The sequence below is a fragment of the Bacillus sp. PK6-013 genome (assembly GCF_054161445.1).
The window spans coordinates 3052524-3065701 of sequence record NZ_CP096417.1 but is presented as its reverse complement, the minus strand read 5'-3'; the positions used below and the strand labels follow the sequence as shown (position 1 = coordinate 3065701).

Genomic DNA, 13178 nt, shown 5'->3' with positions numbered 1-13178 from the left:
CAAAACGGGCTTGTCTCATACAAGACTCTGTTGGACAATTCAACTATTATTTTAAGGTGCATAAAATAGGTAAAGTGACAAAGGAAGTGAAGCCTAAAGCAGAGGAAGAACATTAGAATTGGAGCTGATCGACAATGTGTGGAATAACGGGGTGGGTCGATTTTAAGAAGCCGCTTGTTCAGGAGCAGTCTGTCATGGAGAAAATGACTGATACGCTTTCGAACAGAGGACCTGATGATACGAATATTTGGGGAAAGCGCCATGTTTTATTCGGACATAAACGCTTGGCAGTTGTGGATCTGGAAGGCGGCAGACAGCCGATGACCCGCACACACCAAGGGTACGATTATACGATTTGCTATAACGGCGAACTCTATAATACGGAGGATTTGCGGAAAGAGCTTAGGCAGCGGGGGCATCAATTCAAGAGCCACTCAGATACAGAGGTTTTGCTTCATTCATACATGGAATGGAAAGAGGAATGCATCGACAGGCTGAACGGAATTTTTGCATTTACGGTATGGGATGAAAAGCGCGATCTTCTTTTTGCGGCACGCGACAGGCTCGGCGTTAAACCGTTCTTTTACACCGAACAGGGCTCATCATTTGTGTTCGGATCTGAAATCAAAGCGATTCTCGCTCACCCGGAAGTGAAAGCAAAGGTCGACCGTTCAGGGCTGGCCGAAATTTTCGGCCTCGGGCCGTCGCGATCGCCGGGGAGCGGTGTTTTTAAAGGAATAAAAGAGATCCGCCCGGGGCATGCGATGATTTTCTCAAAAGACGGTTTAACGGTTTGGCGCTACTGGAATGTGAAAAGCGAGAAGCATACCGACAGCTTTGACGAAACGGTGGAAAATGTGCGGTCGCTGTTTCAGGACGCCGTCACAAGGCAGCTTGTGTCTGATGTGCCGGTTTGCACGTTTTTATCAGGAGGGGTTGATTCGAGCGCCATTACCGCAACGGCCGCCAAGCATTTTGAGGAAGAAGGGAAGGGGCCGCTTCATACGTTTTCGATCGATTATGAAGACAATGAGCAATATTTTACGTCAAGTTCATTTCAGCCAAACGCCGACGGCCCGTGGATTAAAAAAATGTCCGATGCATTCGCAACGGTTCACCACAACTGCGTGATTTCCCAGGAGGAGCTGGCCGCTTATTTGGAAGAAGCCGTACTGGTCCGTGATTTGCCGGGGATGGCTGATGTCGATTCTTCTTTGCTGTGGTTTTGCCGCGAGATTAAAAAGGACTTTGTCGTAAGTCTTTCCGGGGAATGCGCGGACGAAATTTTCGGCGGCTATCCTTGGTTCCATTCGGCAGAAGATGTGAAAGGTTTCCCATGGATGAGATCAATGGAAGAACGGATCGCACTTCTGCAGGACGGCTGGCAGAAAAAACTGAACCTCGGCGAATATGTGAAGGCGAAATACGAGGAAACGGTTAAAGAAACACCGCTGCTTGAAGGAGAAACGGGTGCGGAGAAACGAAGGAGAGAGCTGTTTTACTTAAATATGCTCTGGTTTATGACAACGCTCTTGGATCGAAAAGACAGAATGAGCATGGGGGCGAGCCTCGAAGTCAGGGTTCCGTTTGCGGACCACAGGCTTGTCGAGTATGTCTGGAATATTCCGTGGGATGTCAAAATGCATGGCAGCCGTGAAAAAGGCATCTTCCGCAAGGCTCTTGAAGGCATTTTGCCTGATGAAGTGCTGTATCGCAAAAAAAGTCCATATCCGAAAACGCACCACCCCGCTTATACGAAAGCCGTCATTCGTTGGCTGGAGTCATTGCTGGAGCAAAAAGACTCGGCGCTTTATGTTTTCTTAGACAAGAAAAAACTGGAGCGGCTGATTGAGACGGAGGGCGCATCATTTCAAGTTCCCTGGTACGGACAATTGATGAAGGGACCGCAGTTGATCGCACACCTTGCCCAAATCCATACTTGGTTTGAGAATTATCGAATTGATATTGAGGAATAACATAAAACACCCGGCATAAGCCGGGTGTTCTGCGTTTTGGCAAAAGAAACGGCGGCGTTATTTGAACACCGCCGCTGATTTCAATGATCGGCAGACTGGATGGAAGAGAGTCAAACCTGTTCTGTTTTGGAAGACGGTCCCGGCTTTAAATTGTTGATCCGTGAGACAAGATCGGTTCCGAAAGCGGAGCTGACGTCAACATCGCCCTGTTCGATGTAGCTTTCTTTATACTCGTACGCCGAAGAACCGTGTTCGGCATAATCGAGTCCGGATATTTCCTCTTCTTTTGATACCCGGATCGGAGTGAAAGCTTTCATTACTGCAGTGACAGCCGATGTAGCAGCGAGGGTCCAGGCTGCGATCGCCAAAATGCCGACGGCTTGAATGCCGAGCTGTGCGGCTCCTCCTCCGTAAAAGAGACCGCTCGATGTATTGAAAAGCCCGACTGCAAGCGTCCCCCAAACACCGCAAACACCGTGAACGGCAATGGCGCCGACGGGATCGTCAAGCTTCAGCACCTGATCGATAAACTGAACGCCGACAACTAAAATGACACCTGCGATGCATCCGATTAATATCGCGCCTGTAAATGAAACGCCGTCCGCGCCCGCGGTAATTCCGACAAGGCCGCCAAGCGCGCCGTTCAGCGTCAGGGAAGGGTCAATCCTGCCGTAGCGGAAATAAGTGAACAGCGCCGAGCTGACGACTCCGCCCGACGCGGCTAAAAGGGTTGTGGTGATGACATGCGGGACGGCGGCGGGATCAGCTGCAAGCGTGCTTCCGCCGTTGAACCCAAACCAGCCGAACCACAGGATAAAGACGCCGAGTGCGCCCAGCGGAATGCTGTGTCCTGGAATGGCATTGACCTTTCCGTTTGCATATTTTCCAATCCGCGGCCCGAGAAAGATGACAGCCGCAACCGCGCCCGCAGCACCTGTCATGTGAACGATCGCAGATCCGGCAAAATCAACAAATCCGAGGTCATACAGCCAGCCTTCCCCCCAAGTCCAATGGCCGACAACCGGGTAGATGAGACCGGTCATAAACAGCGTCAAAATCATATAGCTGCCAAGCTTCATCCGTTCAGCGACAGCGCCGGAAATAATGGTCGCGCACGTAGCGGCAAACACGGCCTGAAAGACGAAAAATCCGACATCCTGATCACTTGCTAAAGCAAAACCGCTTGTGCCGATGAACCCGCCAGCGCTGTCCCCGAACATCAACGCGTATCCGGCGAAGAAATAAAGGATGGAGCCGATAGAGACCGTTAGGAAGTTTTTCATTAAAATGTTTAACGTGTTTTTAGCTCTCGTAAAGCCAGATTCAACCATCGCGAAACCGGCGTGCATAAAAAAGACGAGCAGAGTGCCGATGGCCACCCATATCATGTTGACCGAATCATTGACCGATTGCGCCGTCGGTTCTGCGGCCAGAGCTGATGCTGCGAGGAAAAAACTGAGGAACAGGACGAAAGATACCTTGGTTTTCATAAGAATCATCCTTTCTTAAAGTATCGGCAAAAAGAGGCGGGGTGGAGCCGGTCGTTTTACACAATCGCTTCTTTTCCGGATTCCCCTGTCCGGATTCGAACCGCATTTTCAATCGGGAGCACAAAGATTTTTCCGTCGCCAACCGTATTTGTCGAACATGTGCTTTCGATGATTTGGATAATTTCATCAATGCTCTCCGATTCAATCACCATTTCGACTTTCACTTTAGGCAGCAGCTTGATTTCGTAGGAGGTGCCGCGAAACAAAGCCTGTTGCCCGCGCTGTTGCCCGCAGCCGGCAACCTCTGAGACCGTTAATCCGTTTATGTCAACCTCTTCAAGCTTTTTGCGGAGGCGGGGAAACTGTTCAGGGCGTATAATCGTTTCGATTTTTTTCACAATGTAAATCCTCCTTTTGGTGTAAGGTTTTATTACGTGTATTGTTATGTTTATTATCATACGTAATATCAAATTGAAAATCAATACGAATTTTCAAAAAAATTAATCTATTAGACCTATTATCAGAGAGGTCTGTATTCACAGAATGAAATTATTGTGATGTTTTATGACATGAAAAAACCTGCTTTCAGTTGAAAGCAGGTTATGCCGCAAAGCCTTTTTGTAGCCACATTTTAGATCTCCATCTTCTGTACATCAAAATTCCCCTGACCCACTCGTCGGCGATGAAGGAAAACCATATTCCCGCCAGGCCGAATCCGAGCTGAATGCCGAAAATATAAGCGATCGGAAGGCCGATTCCCCACATTGAGACAATTGCCATATAAACCGGATATTTCGCGTCTCCAGCAGCTCTGAGAGAATTAATGATGACCACGTTAAACGAGCGGCCAGGCTCCAGGATAATCGTCAAAAGGATCAGTATACTGGCCGTTGCGATAATATCGGGATTGCTGCTGAAAATGCCGATCAGCTGTTTGGAAAACACAGCGAAGAGAACGGAAGTAAATGTTGTAATGGCCAGAGCCCACCAGAGGCTCTTCAGACAGCGGCTGTACGCTTCATCAAATTGTTTCGCGCCGATATGGCGTCCGATTAAGATTTGCGTTCCCTGGCTGATCGCTGTGCCGAAAAGCATGATGAACATCATCAAATTTTGGGTATAGACCTTTGTCGTCAGCGCCTGCGCGCCCATCAGCGTGATAAAATAGGTGACAATCATCTGTGACGCGTTATACGAAAGCTGCTCCCCTGCTGAAGGTATCCCGATTTTCAGCAGTTTTTTCAGATGGCTTTTCTTTAAGACAAACAGCCGTTTGGACAACATCGGCATGCCGACGCGCTTTTTGACGAGCAGAGCGATCGCGAACAGGCCGATGATGCGCGCGATCGAAGTGGACATTGCTACGCCGGCCACGCCTAAAACCGGAAAGCCGAACGGCCCGAATATGACAAGATAGTTGCCGGCGATGTTCAGGATATTCATGCCGATGGTTACAACCATTGTGTCCTTTGTATGCCCGTAGCTTTTCAAAATGGCGCTGAACGTCATAATGAGCGCTTGAATAAAGGACAGTCCGCCGACGATCTGGAGAAAGATGCCGGCCTCGGCCAGCAGGTTGGCGGACAGGCCCATCATCAATAAAAGCGGTTTGGCAAATATATAAATCACCGCGCTGATGAATAGACTGATGATAAAATTGGCGCTGATAGAAACATAGCCGACTTCCATCGCTTCGGCTTTTTGCCGCGCTCCTAAAAATTGAGAAATAATAACGGTTGTTCCTGTGGCGATAAAACCGAACATCACAATGATCAAGTTCAGCATTTGGTTGCTGACGCCGACGGCTGCCACGCTGTCATCGGAATATTGGCTGAGCATCAGGGTATCTGCGTTGCCCATTAACATATATAATGAAACCTCGATAAATATAGGCCAGGTCAATGCGAATAAAGAGAGGTTTTGAGGTGCTGTTTTTTTCATGGCGTTTGACCCCTTTCTTTTAAAAAATCCGTTTTATAGTGTAACGCCATTTTCTTATAATAAGAAGAGACGAAACCGATACTTCTTGGAGAAATACGACTTGATGAAAAGGGGAGAGAACATGGAACATATCATCTTTACAATTCCGCCGCTCCCTGTGTTGATTACCGGCGGAGAAGGACTGTTCAAAAAAGGGGAAAAGCATGTGAGGCGTGAATATTCCGTGTTTGATCTCTTATATGTAATACAGGGGGAACTATTTTTGACTGAGGACGGCGACCCCCATCAGATCCGGGAAGGGGAATATATCATCCTTGTACCGGGGCTTGAGCATTATGGACACCAAGGCTGTCAAGACGATACCCGCTATTTTTGGCTGCACTTTCAGGAGCCGTCTTATGGCTTTGCACAGCAGGGAGGTGAGAACTGGACCGAGCTCAAGCTGAAGAAGGGGACGTTTGAAACGCCGACATTATATCATTTAAAGATTCCGAGAAAGGGAAAGATCGACCAAAAAGCGTTTATTGAACAGCAGTTTAGACGTTTGATTGACGATTCCGCCCAAAATTCCGACCTGCCTCTTCGGAAGCAGCTCTTGTTCGAAGAGCTGCTGATTCACCTGCAGAAGGAGGCGTTCCACATTCCTTCGGCGAGTGAGCGTGTGGCATCCGAAGCGCAGCATTACATCGACCGCCACTATAAGGAGAAGCTCAGCATGGAGCAGCTCTCGGCTGCCCTTCACTATCACCAGGACTACATTACCCGCTGCATGCAAAAGGCGTTCGGCATCACACCGGGCCAATACGCCAATAAGGCGAAGGTTTTTGAAGCGAAGCGGCTCCTTTCTTCGACAAACGACAAAATGTCATCGATTGCCGAACAAGTCGGAATCGATGATCCGACTTATTTCTCAAAGCTGTTTAAACAAATAGAAGGGATTTCGCCTGTTGAATACAGAAAGATGATGAAGAGAAATATTGAGTGATATTTTCAAAGCATAGGAGGAGAAAAGTTTGGCATCCATCAATGGTGAAAAAGTAAAGCTGCGCACGATCACAATGGATGACCTGCCCGGATTATGGAGAATGATTTACGGAACCCGAAACCCTGAATGGAAAAAATGGGATGCCCCTTATTTTCCGCTTCAGCCCGAACCGTTTCAATATTTTCTCGACTCTTTTGTGCCGGCTTTAAAAGAAAAACCGCCGCGCTATTTGGCGATTGAGATCGAAGGAGAGCTGAAAGGAACCGTTTCTTACTATTGGGAGTGCCGGCCGACACGCTGGCTGGAATGCGGGATCGGCATCTATGATCCGCGGTTCTGGAACGGAGGTTACGGCACGGAAGCCGTAGAATTATGGGTCGGCTTCCTATTTGAAAACGTCGATGTGCCGAGAATCGGAATGACGACGTGGTCCGGCAACAGGCGGATGATGAGGTGCGCCGAAAAAGCGGGGTTTAAGATGGAAGGCCGGATTCGCAAAGTCAGATATTATGACGGAGTCTATTATGATTCAATCAGATACGGAATATTGCGGGAGGAGTGGGAGCTGATTTGCGGCGGTAGCTGACACGCTCTATAATGTAATATTAGATATCTTTCATCAGCGGACTAGAGGGGACCAAAATGAAAAAAACCATTTATGATGTAGCGGAAGCGGCAGGCGTTTCGATTTCCACGGTTTCCCGGGTGATCAACAATACCGGGAGAATCAGCAGGTCGACAAGGCAAAGAGTGCATGCCGTCATGAAAGAACTCGATTATCAGCCGAATGTTCACGCTTCTGCGCTTACCGGAAAGCGCACGAACAATATCGGCCTGTTGACGCCCGATATTGCAAACCCTTTTTTCGGAGAGCTTGCCAAAAGCGTTGAAGAGCGGGCGGGCGAGCTTGGATTCAGCATGATGATATGCAGTACCGACCGCGATCCGAAAAAGGAGACAACGTATTTCTCGGTGCTCAAGCAAAAAAGCGTCGACGGCATCATTTTTGCGACCGGCATCGAAAATCAGGAGAGCATGGATGCGCTCGAGGGTATTGCAAAAGAGGGCATACCGCTCGTGATGATTTCTCAGGACCGCGCCCTTGTTCCGCTGGATGTCGTGGTCATCGACGATTTTATGGGCGGATACTTAGCGACGCGGCATTTAATTTCACTCGGCCATAAGACAATCGCCTGCATCGCCGGCGACGGATCGACAACCGGAGAAAAAGACAGGCTGAAAGGCTTCCAAAAAGCGATGGATGAAGCCGGCATCAAAGTGAATGAATCGCTCATCGCCGGTACCGGTTTTTCCCTGGAATGCGGCAAAAAAGCAGCCGCTCAGATTTTCGAAAGCAACATTCCGACCGCCGTTTTCGCCATGAATGATGTGCTTGCGTGCGGAGTCATTCAGACTGCAAGGGAATGGGGGCTCCAAGTTCCAACGGATTTATCTGTCATCGGCTTTGATAATACGTTTTTAGCCGAAATGACCGATCCGCCGCTTACGACAGTGTCGCAGCCGATTGAAGAAATGGGCCGCCGTGCGGCCGAGCTGCTGGCCGAAGAAATCAGCGGCGAGAAAAGTTCGAAAAACAAAATCATTCTCATGCCTGAACTTGTCGTCAGACAGTCGACGGCACCTCCATTTAAAAAAGATGCACATGCAGAAAAGAGCGGGTTTTGATAGAAAAAAACGCTCTTTTTTTAAAAAATAAGAGCAAGCGCTTGCTCTCGTTAAATCCTAAAAAGCATTGCGGATAAAATAAATACAGGGTAAAATCAAAATTGAAATGAGCAAGCGCTTTCTCTAATTAATAAAGCGCTTTCAATATGTAAGAAGGGAGAGAAGAAAATGACAGAACGAGTGAGATGCGCCGTATTAGGGCTCGGAAGGCTCGGCTATTACCATGCGAAAAACCTCAAAACCGAGGTGCCCGGGGTCCTGCTCGCCGCTGTGGCCGATCCGGCAGAGGGGAGGGCGAGGGAGATTGCCGCTGAACTGGGTGTTGAAAAGTGGTTTGAAGATCCGTTTGAATGTCTCCACGATCCAGAGATTGATGCCGTCGTCATCGTTACACCGACATCTACCCATGCCGAAGTGATCAAACAGGCGGCCGAATGCGGCAAACAGATTTTCGTCGAGAAGCCGTTGACATTAAATCTTGAAGAATCGATTGAAGTCATTGCTAAAGTCAAAGAAACGGGCGTGATTTGCCAGGTGGGGTTTATGAGGCGGTTTGATCCTGCTTATGCGGATGCCAAAAGGAGGATCGATGCCGGAGAGATCGGCAAACCGATCTATTATAAAGGGTTTACGCGCGATTTTGGCTCTCCTCCGGCCGAATTCATTAAAAAAAGCGGCGGTATTTTCGTCGATTGTTCGATTCACGATTATGATATCGCGCGTTATTTAATGGGGGCTGAAATTACTTCGGTTTCCGGCCACGGAAGGGTTTTGAAGCACGCGTTCATGCCGGGATGCCATGATGTCGATCAAGCGCTCACCTATATGGAGTTTGATTCGGGGGCGGCGGGTGATGCGGAAGCAAGCCGCAATTCGTCTTACGGCCACGATATACGCGCCGAAATTATCGGGACGGACGGCAGCATCTTCATCGGGACGCTGCGGAACCCGGCGGTTACCGTGCGGACCGGGCAGGGGAGCAGCTATAATATCATTCCGGATTTCCAGGCGAGGTTCCATGAAGCGTACTGCTTAGAGATGCAGCACTTTGCCAAGTGTGTTCGCAACAAAACGAAACCGATTGTGACTGAAGTGGATGCGGCAGTCAATCTGGAAATCGCGCTTGCGGCCACAGAATCCTGGTCAACAGGCAAGACCGTCAAGATTCAGTATCAGACGAAACAGCTTACGGTATGAAACGGGGCTCATAAACGGGCTGTGATAAAGACAAAGTATGCCGGAGATCATCCTGCGGTCAATAGGATCAACAGAAAGAAGGGCGGAAGAAAGCATTTCTCCGCCCGATGCCGCCCTTTCTCTCAGCGTTTTCAATCAACTGCAAGCCCCTTATTGCACATTCAGATTCGGTCTCAGATTCACCTGATAGTCCACCTCGACATCCATCTTCTCCCAACGATGCAGCCACGCTTTGTCGCTCATCGGCTTCGTAAACGGAAAAAGCGCTTCACCGCCGACTTCAAGCGGATCAACCCGAATGTTTTGCATGTCCTTTATCATGTCCGCTGTTTTCTTTTCCAATTCGGATTCCACATCATGGACAAGTGCGCTGAACTCGCTTTGATCCTGCAGGTTTTTGTCGCCTGTGTATTCTTCAATGCCCGCGTTTATGCTGACTTTCATTGATAAAGCTGTATTGTTTTGATTTAAGTCAAATGTGACGGTTGAGCGGGCTTGGCCGATTATGATTGACAAGTTGGGAATCGTGAGGAACTTCAAATACCTGTTATTGTTGAGCAGCTGAAAAATTTGATCGTCTATGCCGGTCAGTGTCTTCACGAATTTGTCGTTTCGGAAAAGTCCTGTTCCTTCATATGTGAACTGGTTACCATCGGTTCTGAAAACAGGCACGTAAGGATCTGAATAGTGGGTGTACAGCTGGTTTTTGAATTGATGCAGGTTAACGATGCTCATTTCACCCTGGTTGGCTCTTTCAAAATGCCTTAACGTCTGATAAAGATAAAAGTCAAAATTCTCGCTTTGCTTCAATTCGTTCAGTATATATTTGTCAAAATCGCCGTTGACGACGATGAGATAAAGGCGAGGGCCGATTTTCGGGTCTGACAGAAGCGTGTTGATAATCGGAAGTATGCCTTTTTCAGCGAGATTTTCTTCGATCATCACCATTCTCAGCTGCCCGTTTTTCAGCTCGTTGTAATAATTTAAATTAAATCGCTTGCCGACTTGTTTGATCATATTGACTTCGGTGCTGAATAGCCGCTTCTTTTCAAGGCCCACCGGAGGGACGGTGGTGCTCATTGAGATCTTTCCTTTTTTTCCTTCTTTGATATACCAAAAGGTAACCGGTGAGATTTCTTCAATCTCATTGTTTTCAACAAATGGAGAGCAGCCCTCAATCGTCATGAAAATCACAAGTGCGATACAGCCGTTTAATATGAGGCGTTTCCCGCTGATCATTGCATGCGCCCCTTTCGTTTTCCGGCAATGACAAGAATAGCCGGAATCAATGCGTAAGTGACGGCTCCGATGGATACTTCGATCAAAAACCACATATCTTGCTGCTTTCCGGATTGCCAAAACCAGGTGCTTAACACGAGCGAACATCCCATGAGCAATAGGAAGCTGAACAGAAATCCTCTTCGCGTCACAGGCTTGGCCATTCTTTTAAACAAAATGCGGAGGCCTCCGTAAAAGCAGAGTAAAAAAATCGCGATTACAAACGCAAAATGAAACATATGGGCAGACAGTAGAAACGTATCGATCCGCTCCAAAATCGGCGACTGCAAATAGCGGAGCATGTTTATCACCGGAAAAATGGTTTCCAGCAAATAAGAGGAGCCGTAGAAAAATAATGCACCGATAAACAAAAACAAATATTCGAAGAGTGAAATCGCATTACCGACCGATAAACATTTCAGCATATTAGCTTCCTTGCTGAACCATGGAGCCAGACAAATCAAATACTCGGGACTGGAAAAAGAAGACCACATGACGAGCAGCGCCTTCCAAGAATGTTCAGTCCAGTCAAAAGGAATCAACGGATATAAATCGGTCAAGGAAGCGATCGGGGGGATATAAAACCTGATAAAAATGAACACGATCCAAAATGATGACATAAAGGCAATGATGACAAATCGCATCGTATTTTCCATGCCGCGGGAGGCCGCATATCCGCTGATCACCAGAATCAAGATCACAAGCCAGTTGATATTGATGGCGGGAAAGATGAAGTGTCTCACCGTTTCGGCGTAGCTTGTGATCATGATCGCGATCTTTAACGCGAGCTGAATTAAGCCGATCAGGATAAAAAAGCGCAGCTTGCGTTCGCCGAAGAGAGCGGCAAAGCCTTCATAGCCTTTTGCGGCCGCTGGAGAAGACAGCCATTTGGACAACAGGTACAAGTTGAACTGTGACAGCATTCCGACAGCGAGCATAACGAACATCATGTAAGGGTGAACCAGATACATCGGCAGAACCAAGATGAAAAAAAGAACTTGCATACGGTTGGCGATGAGGGCGATGTAAATTCCGCCGAGAGGCCGTGTCTTGTGAAATAATTGAAAAGAACTCAAGCCGCTTCATCTCCTTTTAACGTACCGCCATTTTTGCAAGGTATGCAGATATTCGGGGCGCTTTTTCAGCCAGATCAAAGGACTTCGTATAAAAAGATCGAGCCAATCGCGCCAATATAACGGAGTAATCGGCGCAAAATAAGGCTGCTTGAGAGAAGTAAGCCCGTTCAAATGAACAAACAGTCCGATCATTCCGAAGATCAATCCGAAAAAACCGAGGCAGGCGGAGAACACGAGCATCGTAAAATGAATCAAAGTGTGCCCTTTAGCTACGATGTAGTTAGGCACCAAAAATGACGCGACCGTTGAGATGCCGACCAAAACGATTAGCACTTTGCTGACAAAGCCCGCCTGCACCGCCGCTTCTCCAATCACAATCCCCGAGATAACCCCCAATGTTGAACTTGATTTTGTCGGCATCCGCACGCTGGCTTCCTTAATAATTTCAATGACGAGCAGCATAAGAACCGCTTCCCAAAACGGGGTGAACGGCACTTTGCTCCTTGATTCGATCAGCACATAAAGGATCTGGAGCGGAAACATATGATAATGATGAGTCGACAAAGCCACATAAAAAGGGATGAGCAAAATAGACAGAAAAAAACTGGCGTAGCGCAGCATTCTAAAAAAGCTGGCAACCGGCCAGCGCGTCGTATAATCTTCAGCGGAGTGAAAAAGGTGAAAAAACGTGATCGGTGCATGTAATACAAACGGCGTCTGATCGACCAAAATGGCGACTTTGCCAATGCTTAAATTGTATGCGGAAATGTCGGGACGCTCGGTCTGCTGGAACTGCGGAAAAATCGAATGATGATGATCTTCAATCAATTCAGTGAGCTGTGCGGAATCGAAGATCATGTCAAAATCGGTTTCCGCGATTTTTTTTCTGGCTTCCTCAATCAATTCCGGATTGGTTAATCCGGCAATATAAACGATAACAACAGATGTTTTGCTGAGCGAACAGACCGTCAGCCTTTCCGCTTTTAAATTGGTTAAAGGCAGCCTGCGCCGCAGCAAAGAAAGATTGACGTCGAGCTGCTCGGTAAAACTGTCTTTCGGACCGTACATCACCGTTTCGGTTTGAGACGGTTCGATCTGCCGGCCGACCCGATTTTCAATGGGAATGGCAAACCACTGCTGCCTGTCCGGATCATGGATGATGATCGAACCGGACATCAGCCACTCCTTTGCGGTTTCTAAAGATACGATCGGTTCAACGTGCAAAACAAAGGTTTTTAAACAGCGATATATTGACTCTTCTTCGGCGCTCATGATCAGAGGCCTGATGATCGACTGTTGCAGCATGACCCGATCAATGATGGTATGTAAATAGTAAAATACTGCTTTTTGTCCGCCTTTTGTTTCATGCTCTTCGATCACCGCATCAGCCATACCGGCGGTGGCGTCAAGAAGGGCATCTTTCGTAATGGGAGCGCTCCGCAATCCGGCTCCCTTTCTTTTATATTTTCGAAACATGGACATCCCTCATCAGCGATTGATCATTGCCGGGTTACCGGATGTCCTTATTGTGCTCGCTGCTTCTCAGGTT

The 13178-nt window shown here is 48.0% G+C and carries 11 protein-coding genes; 5 read left to right on the top strand and 6 right to left on the bottom strand.

Going from position 1 to position 13178, the window contains the following annotated elements:
* Nucleotides 1–134 precede the first annotated feature (134 nt).
* Nucleotides 135–1976: an asparagine synthase (glutamine-hydrolyzing) gene (gene asnB / locus M1E03_RS15530; RefSeq protein WP_458110499.1), complete on the top strand. Its 1842-nt coding sequence runs from the start codon at nt 135–137 to the stop codon at nt 1974–1976.
* 110 nt (nt 1977–2086) lie between these two features.
* Here the strand turns inward: asnB and M1E03_RS15525 are convergent, their stop codons facing one another.
* The 3 genes from M1E03_RS15525 to M1E03_RS15515 all read right to left on the bottom strand — a co-directional run bounded on the left by M1E03_RS15525 (nt 2087) and on the right by M1E03_RS15515 (nt 5407).
* Nucleotides 2087–3466 carry an ammonium transporter gene (locus tag M1E03_RS15525; RefSeq protein WP_075212944.1) on the bottom strand — a complete coding sequence of 460 codons (1380 nt, stop codon included), beginning with the start codon at nt 3464–3466 and terminating at the stop codon, nt 2087–2089.
* Nucleotides 3467–3522: 56 nt separating this feature from the next.
* Nucleotides 3523–3864, bottom strand: a complete 342-nt coding sequence (locus M1E03_RS15520; RefSeq protein ID WP_130569364.1) for a P-II family nitrogen regulator — start codon at nt 3862–3864, stop codon at nt 3523–3525.
* Between the two features lie 202 nt (nt 3865–4066).
* Nucleotides 4067–5407 carry an MATE family efflux transporter gene (locus tag M1E03_RS15515; RefSeq protein WP_023856619.1) on the bottom strand — a complete coding sequence of 447 codons (1341 nt, stop codon included), beginning with the start codon at nt 5405–5407 and terminating at the stop codon, nt 4067–4069.
* Between the two features lie 121 nt (nt 5408–5528).
* Here M1E03_RS15515 and M1E03_RS15510 point away from each other — a divergent pair, with 121 nt between their 5' ends.
* From M1E03_RS15510 to M1E03_RS15495, 4 genes are all read left to right on the top strand, one after another.
* The gene (locus M1E03_RS15510) at nt 5529–6392 is read left to right on the top strand and encodes a helix-turn-helix transcriptional regulator (protein WP_023856620.1); all 864 of its coding nucleotides are present in this window, start codon (nt 5529–5531) and stop codon (nt 6390–6392) included.
* 28 nt (nt 6393–6420) lie between these two features.
* Nucleotides 6421–6978, top strand: a complete 558-nt coding sequence (locus M1E03_RS15505; protein WP_020450889.1) for a GNAT family N-acetyltransferase — start codon at nt 6421–6423, stop codon at nt 6976–6978.
* 56 nt (nt 6979–7034) lie between these two features.
* The gene (locus M1E03_RS15500; protein ID WP_043054276.1) at nt 7035–8078 is read left to right on the top strand and encodes a LacI family DNA-binding transcriptional regulator; all 1044 of its coding nucleotides are present in this window, start codon (nt 7035–7037) and stop codon (nt 8076–8078) included.
* A gap of 168 nt (nt 8079–8246) precedes the next feature.
* The gene (locus M1E03_RS15495; protein WP_075212947.1) at nt 8247–9275 is read left to right on the top strand and encodes a Gfo/Idh/MocA family oxidoreductase; all 1029 of its coding nucleotides are present in this window, start codon (nt 8247–8249) and stop codon (nt 9273–9275) included.
* A gap of 150 nt (nt 9276–9425) precedes the next feature.
* On the opposite strand, the gene M1E03_RS15490 is transcribed toward M1E03_RS15495, so the two are convergent.
* From M1E03_RS15490 to M1E03_RS15480, 3 genes are read right to left on the bottom strand one after another with little or no spacing between them, the layout of a single operon-like run.
* Nucleotides 9426–10514 carry a Ger(x)C family spore germination protein gene (locus M1E03_RS15490; RefSeq protein ID WP_096747994.1) on the bottom strand — a complete coding sequence of 363 codons (1089 nt, stop codon included), beginning with the start codon at nt 10512–10514 and terminating at the stop codon, nt 9426–9428.
* The gene (locus M1E03_RS15485) at nt 10511–11629 is read right to left on the bottom strand and encodes a GerAB/ArcD/ProY family transporter (protein ID WP_075212949.1); all 1119 of its coding nucleotides are present in this window, start codon (nt 11627–11629) and stop codon (nt 10511–10513) included. Before M1E03_RS15485 ends, M1E03_RS15490 begins: the two co-directional genes overlap by 4 nt.
* 6 nt (nt 11630–11635) lie before the next feature.
* A complete protein-coding gene (locus M1E03_RS15480; RefSeq protein WP_023856625.1) occupies nt 11636–13105 on the bottom strand; it encodes a spore germination protein in 1470 nt (489 codons plus the stop codon).
* Nucleotides 13106–13178 lie beyond the last annotated feature (73 nt).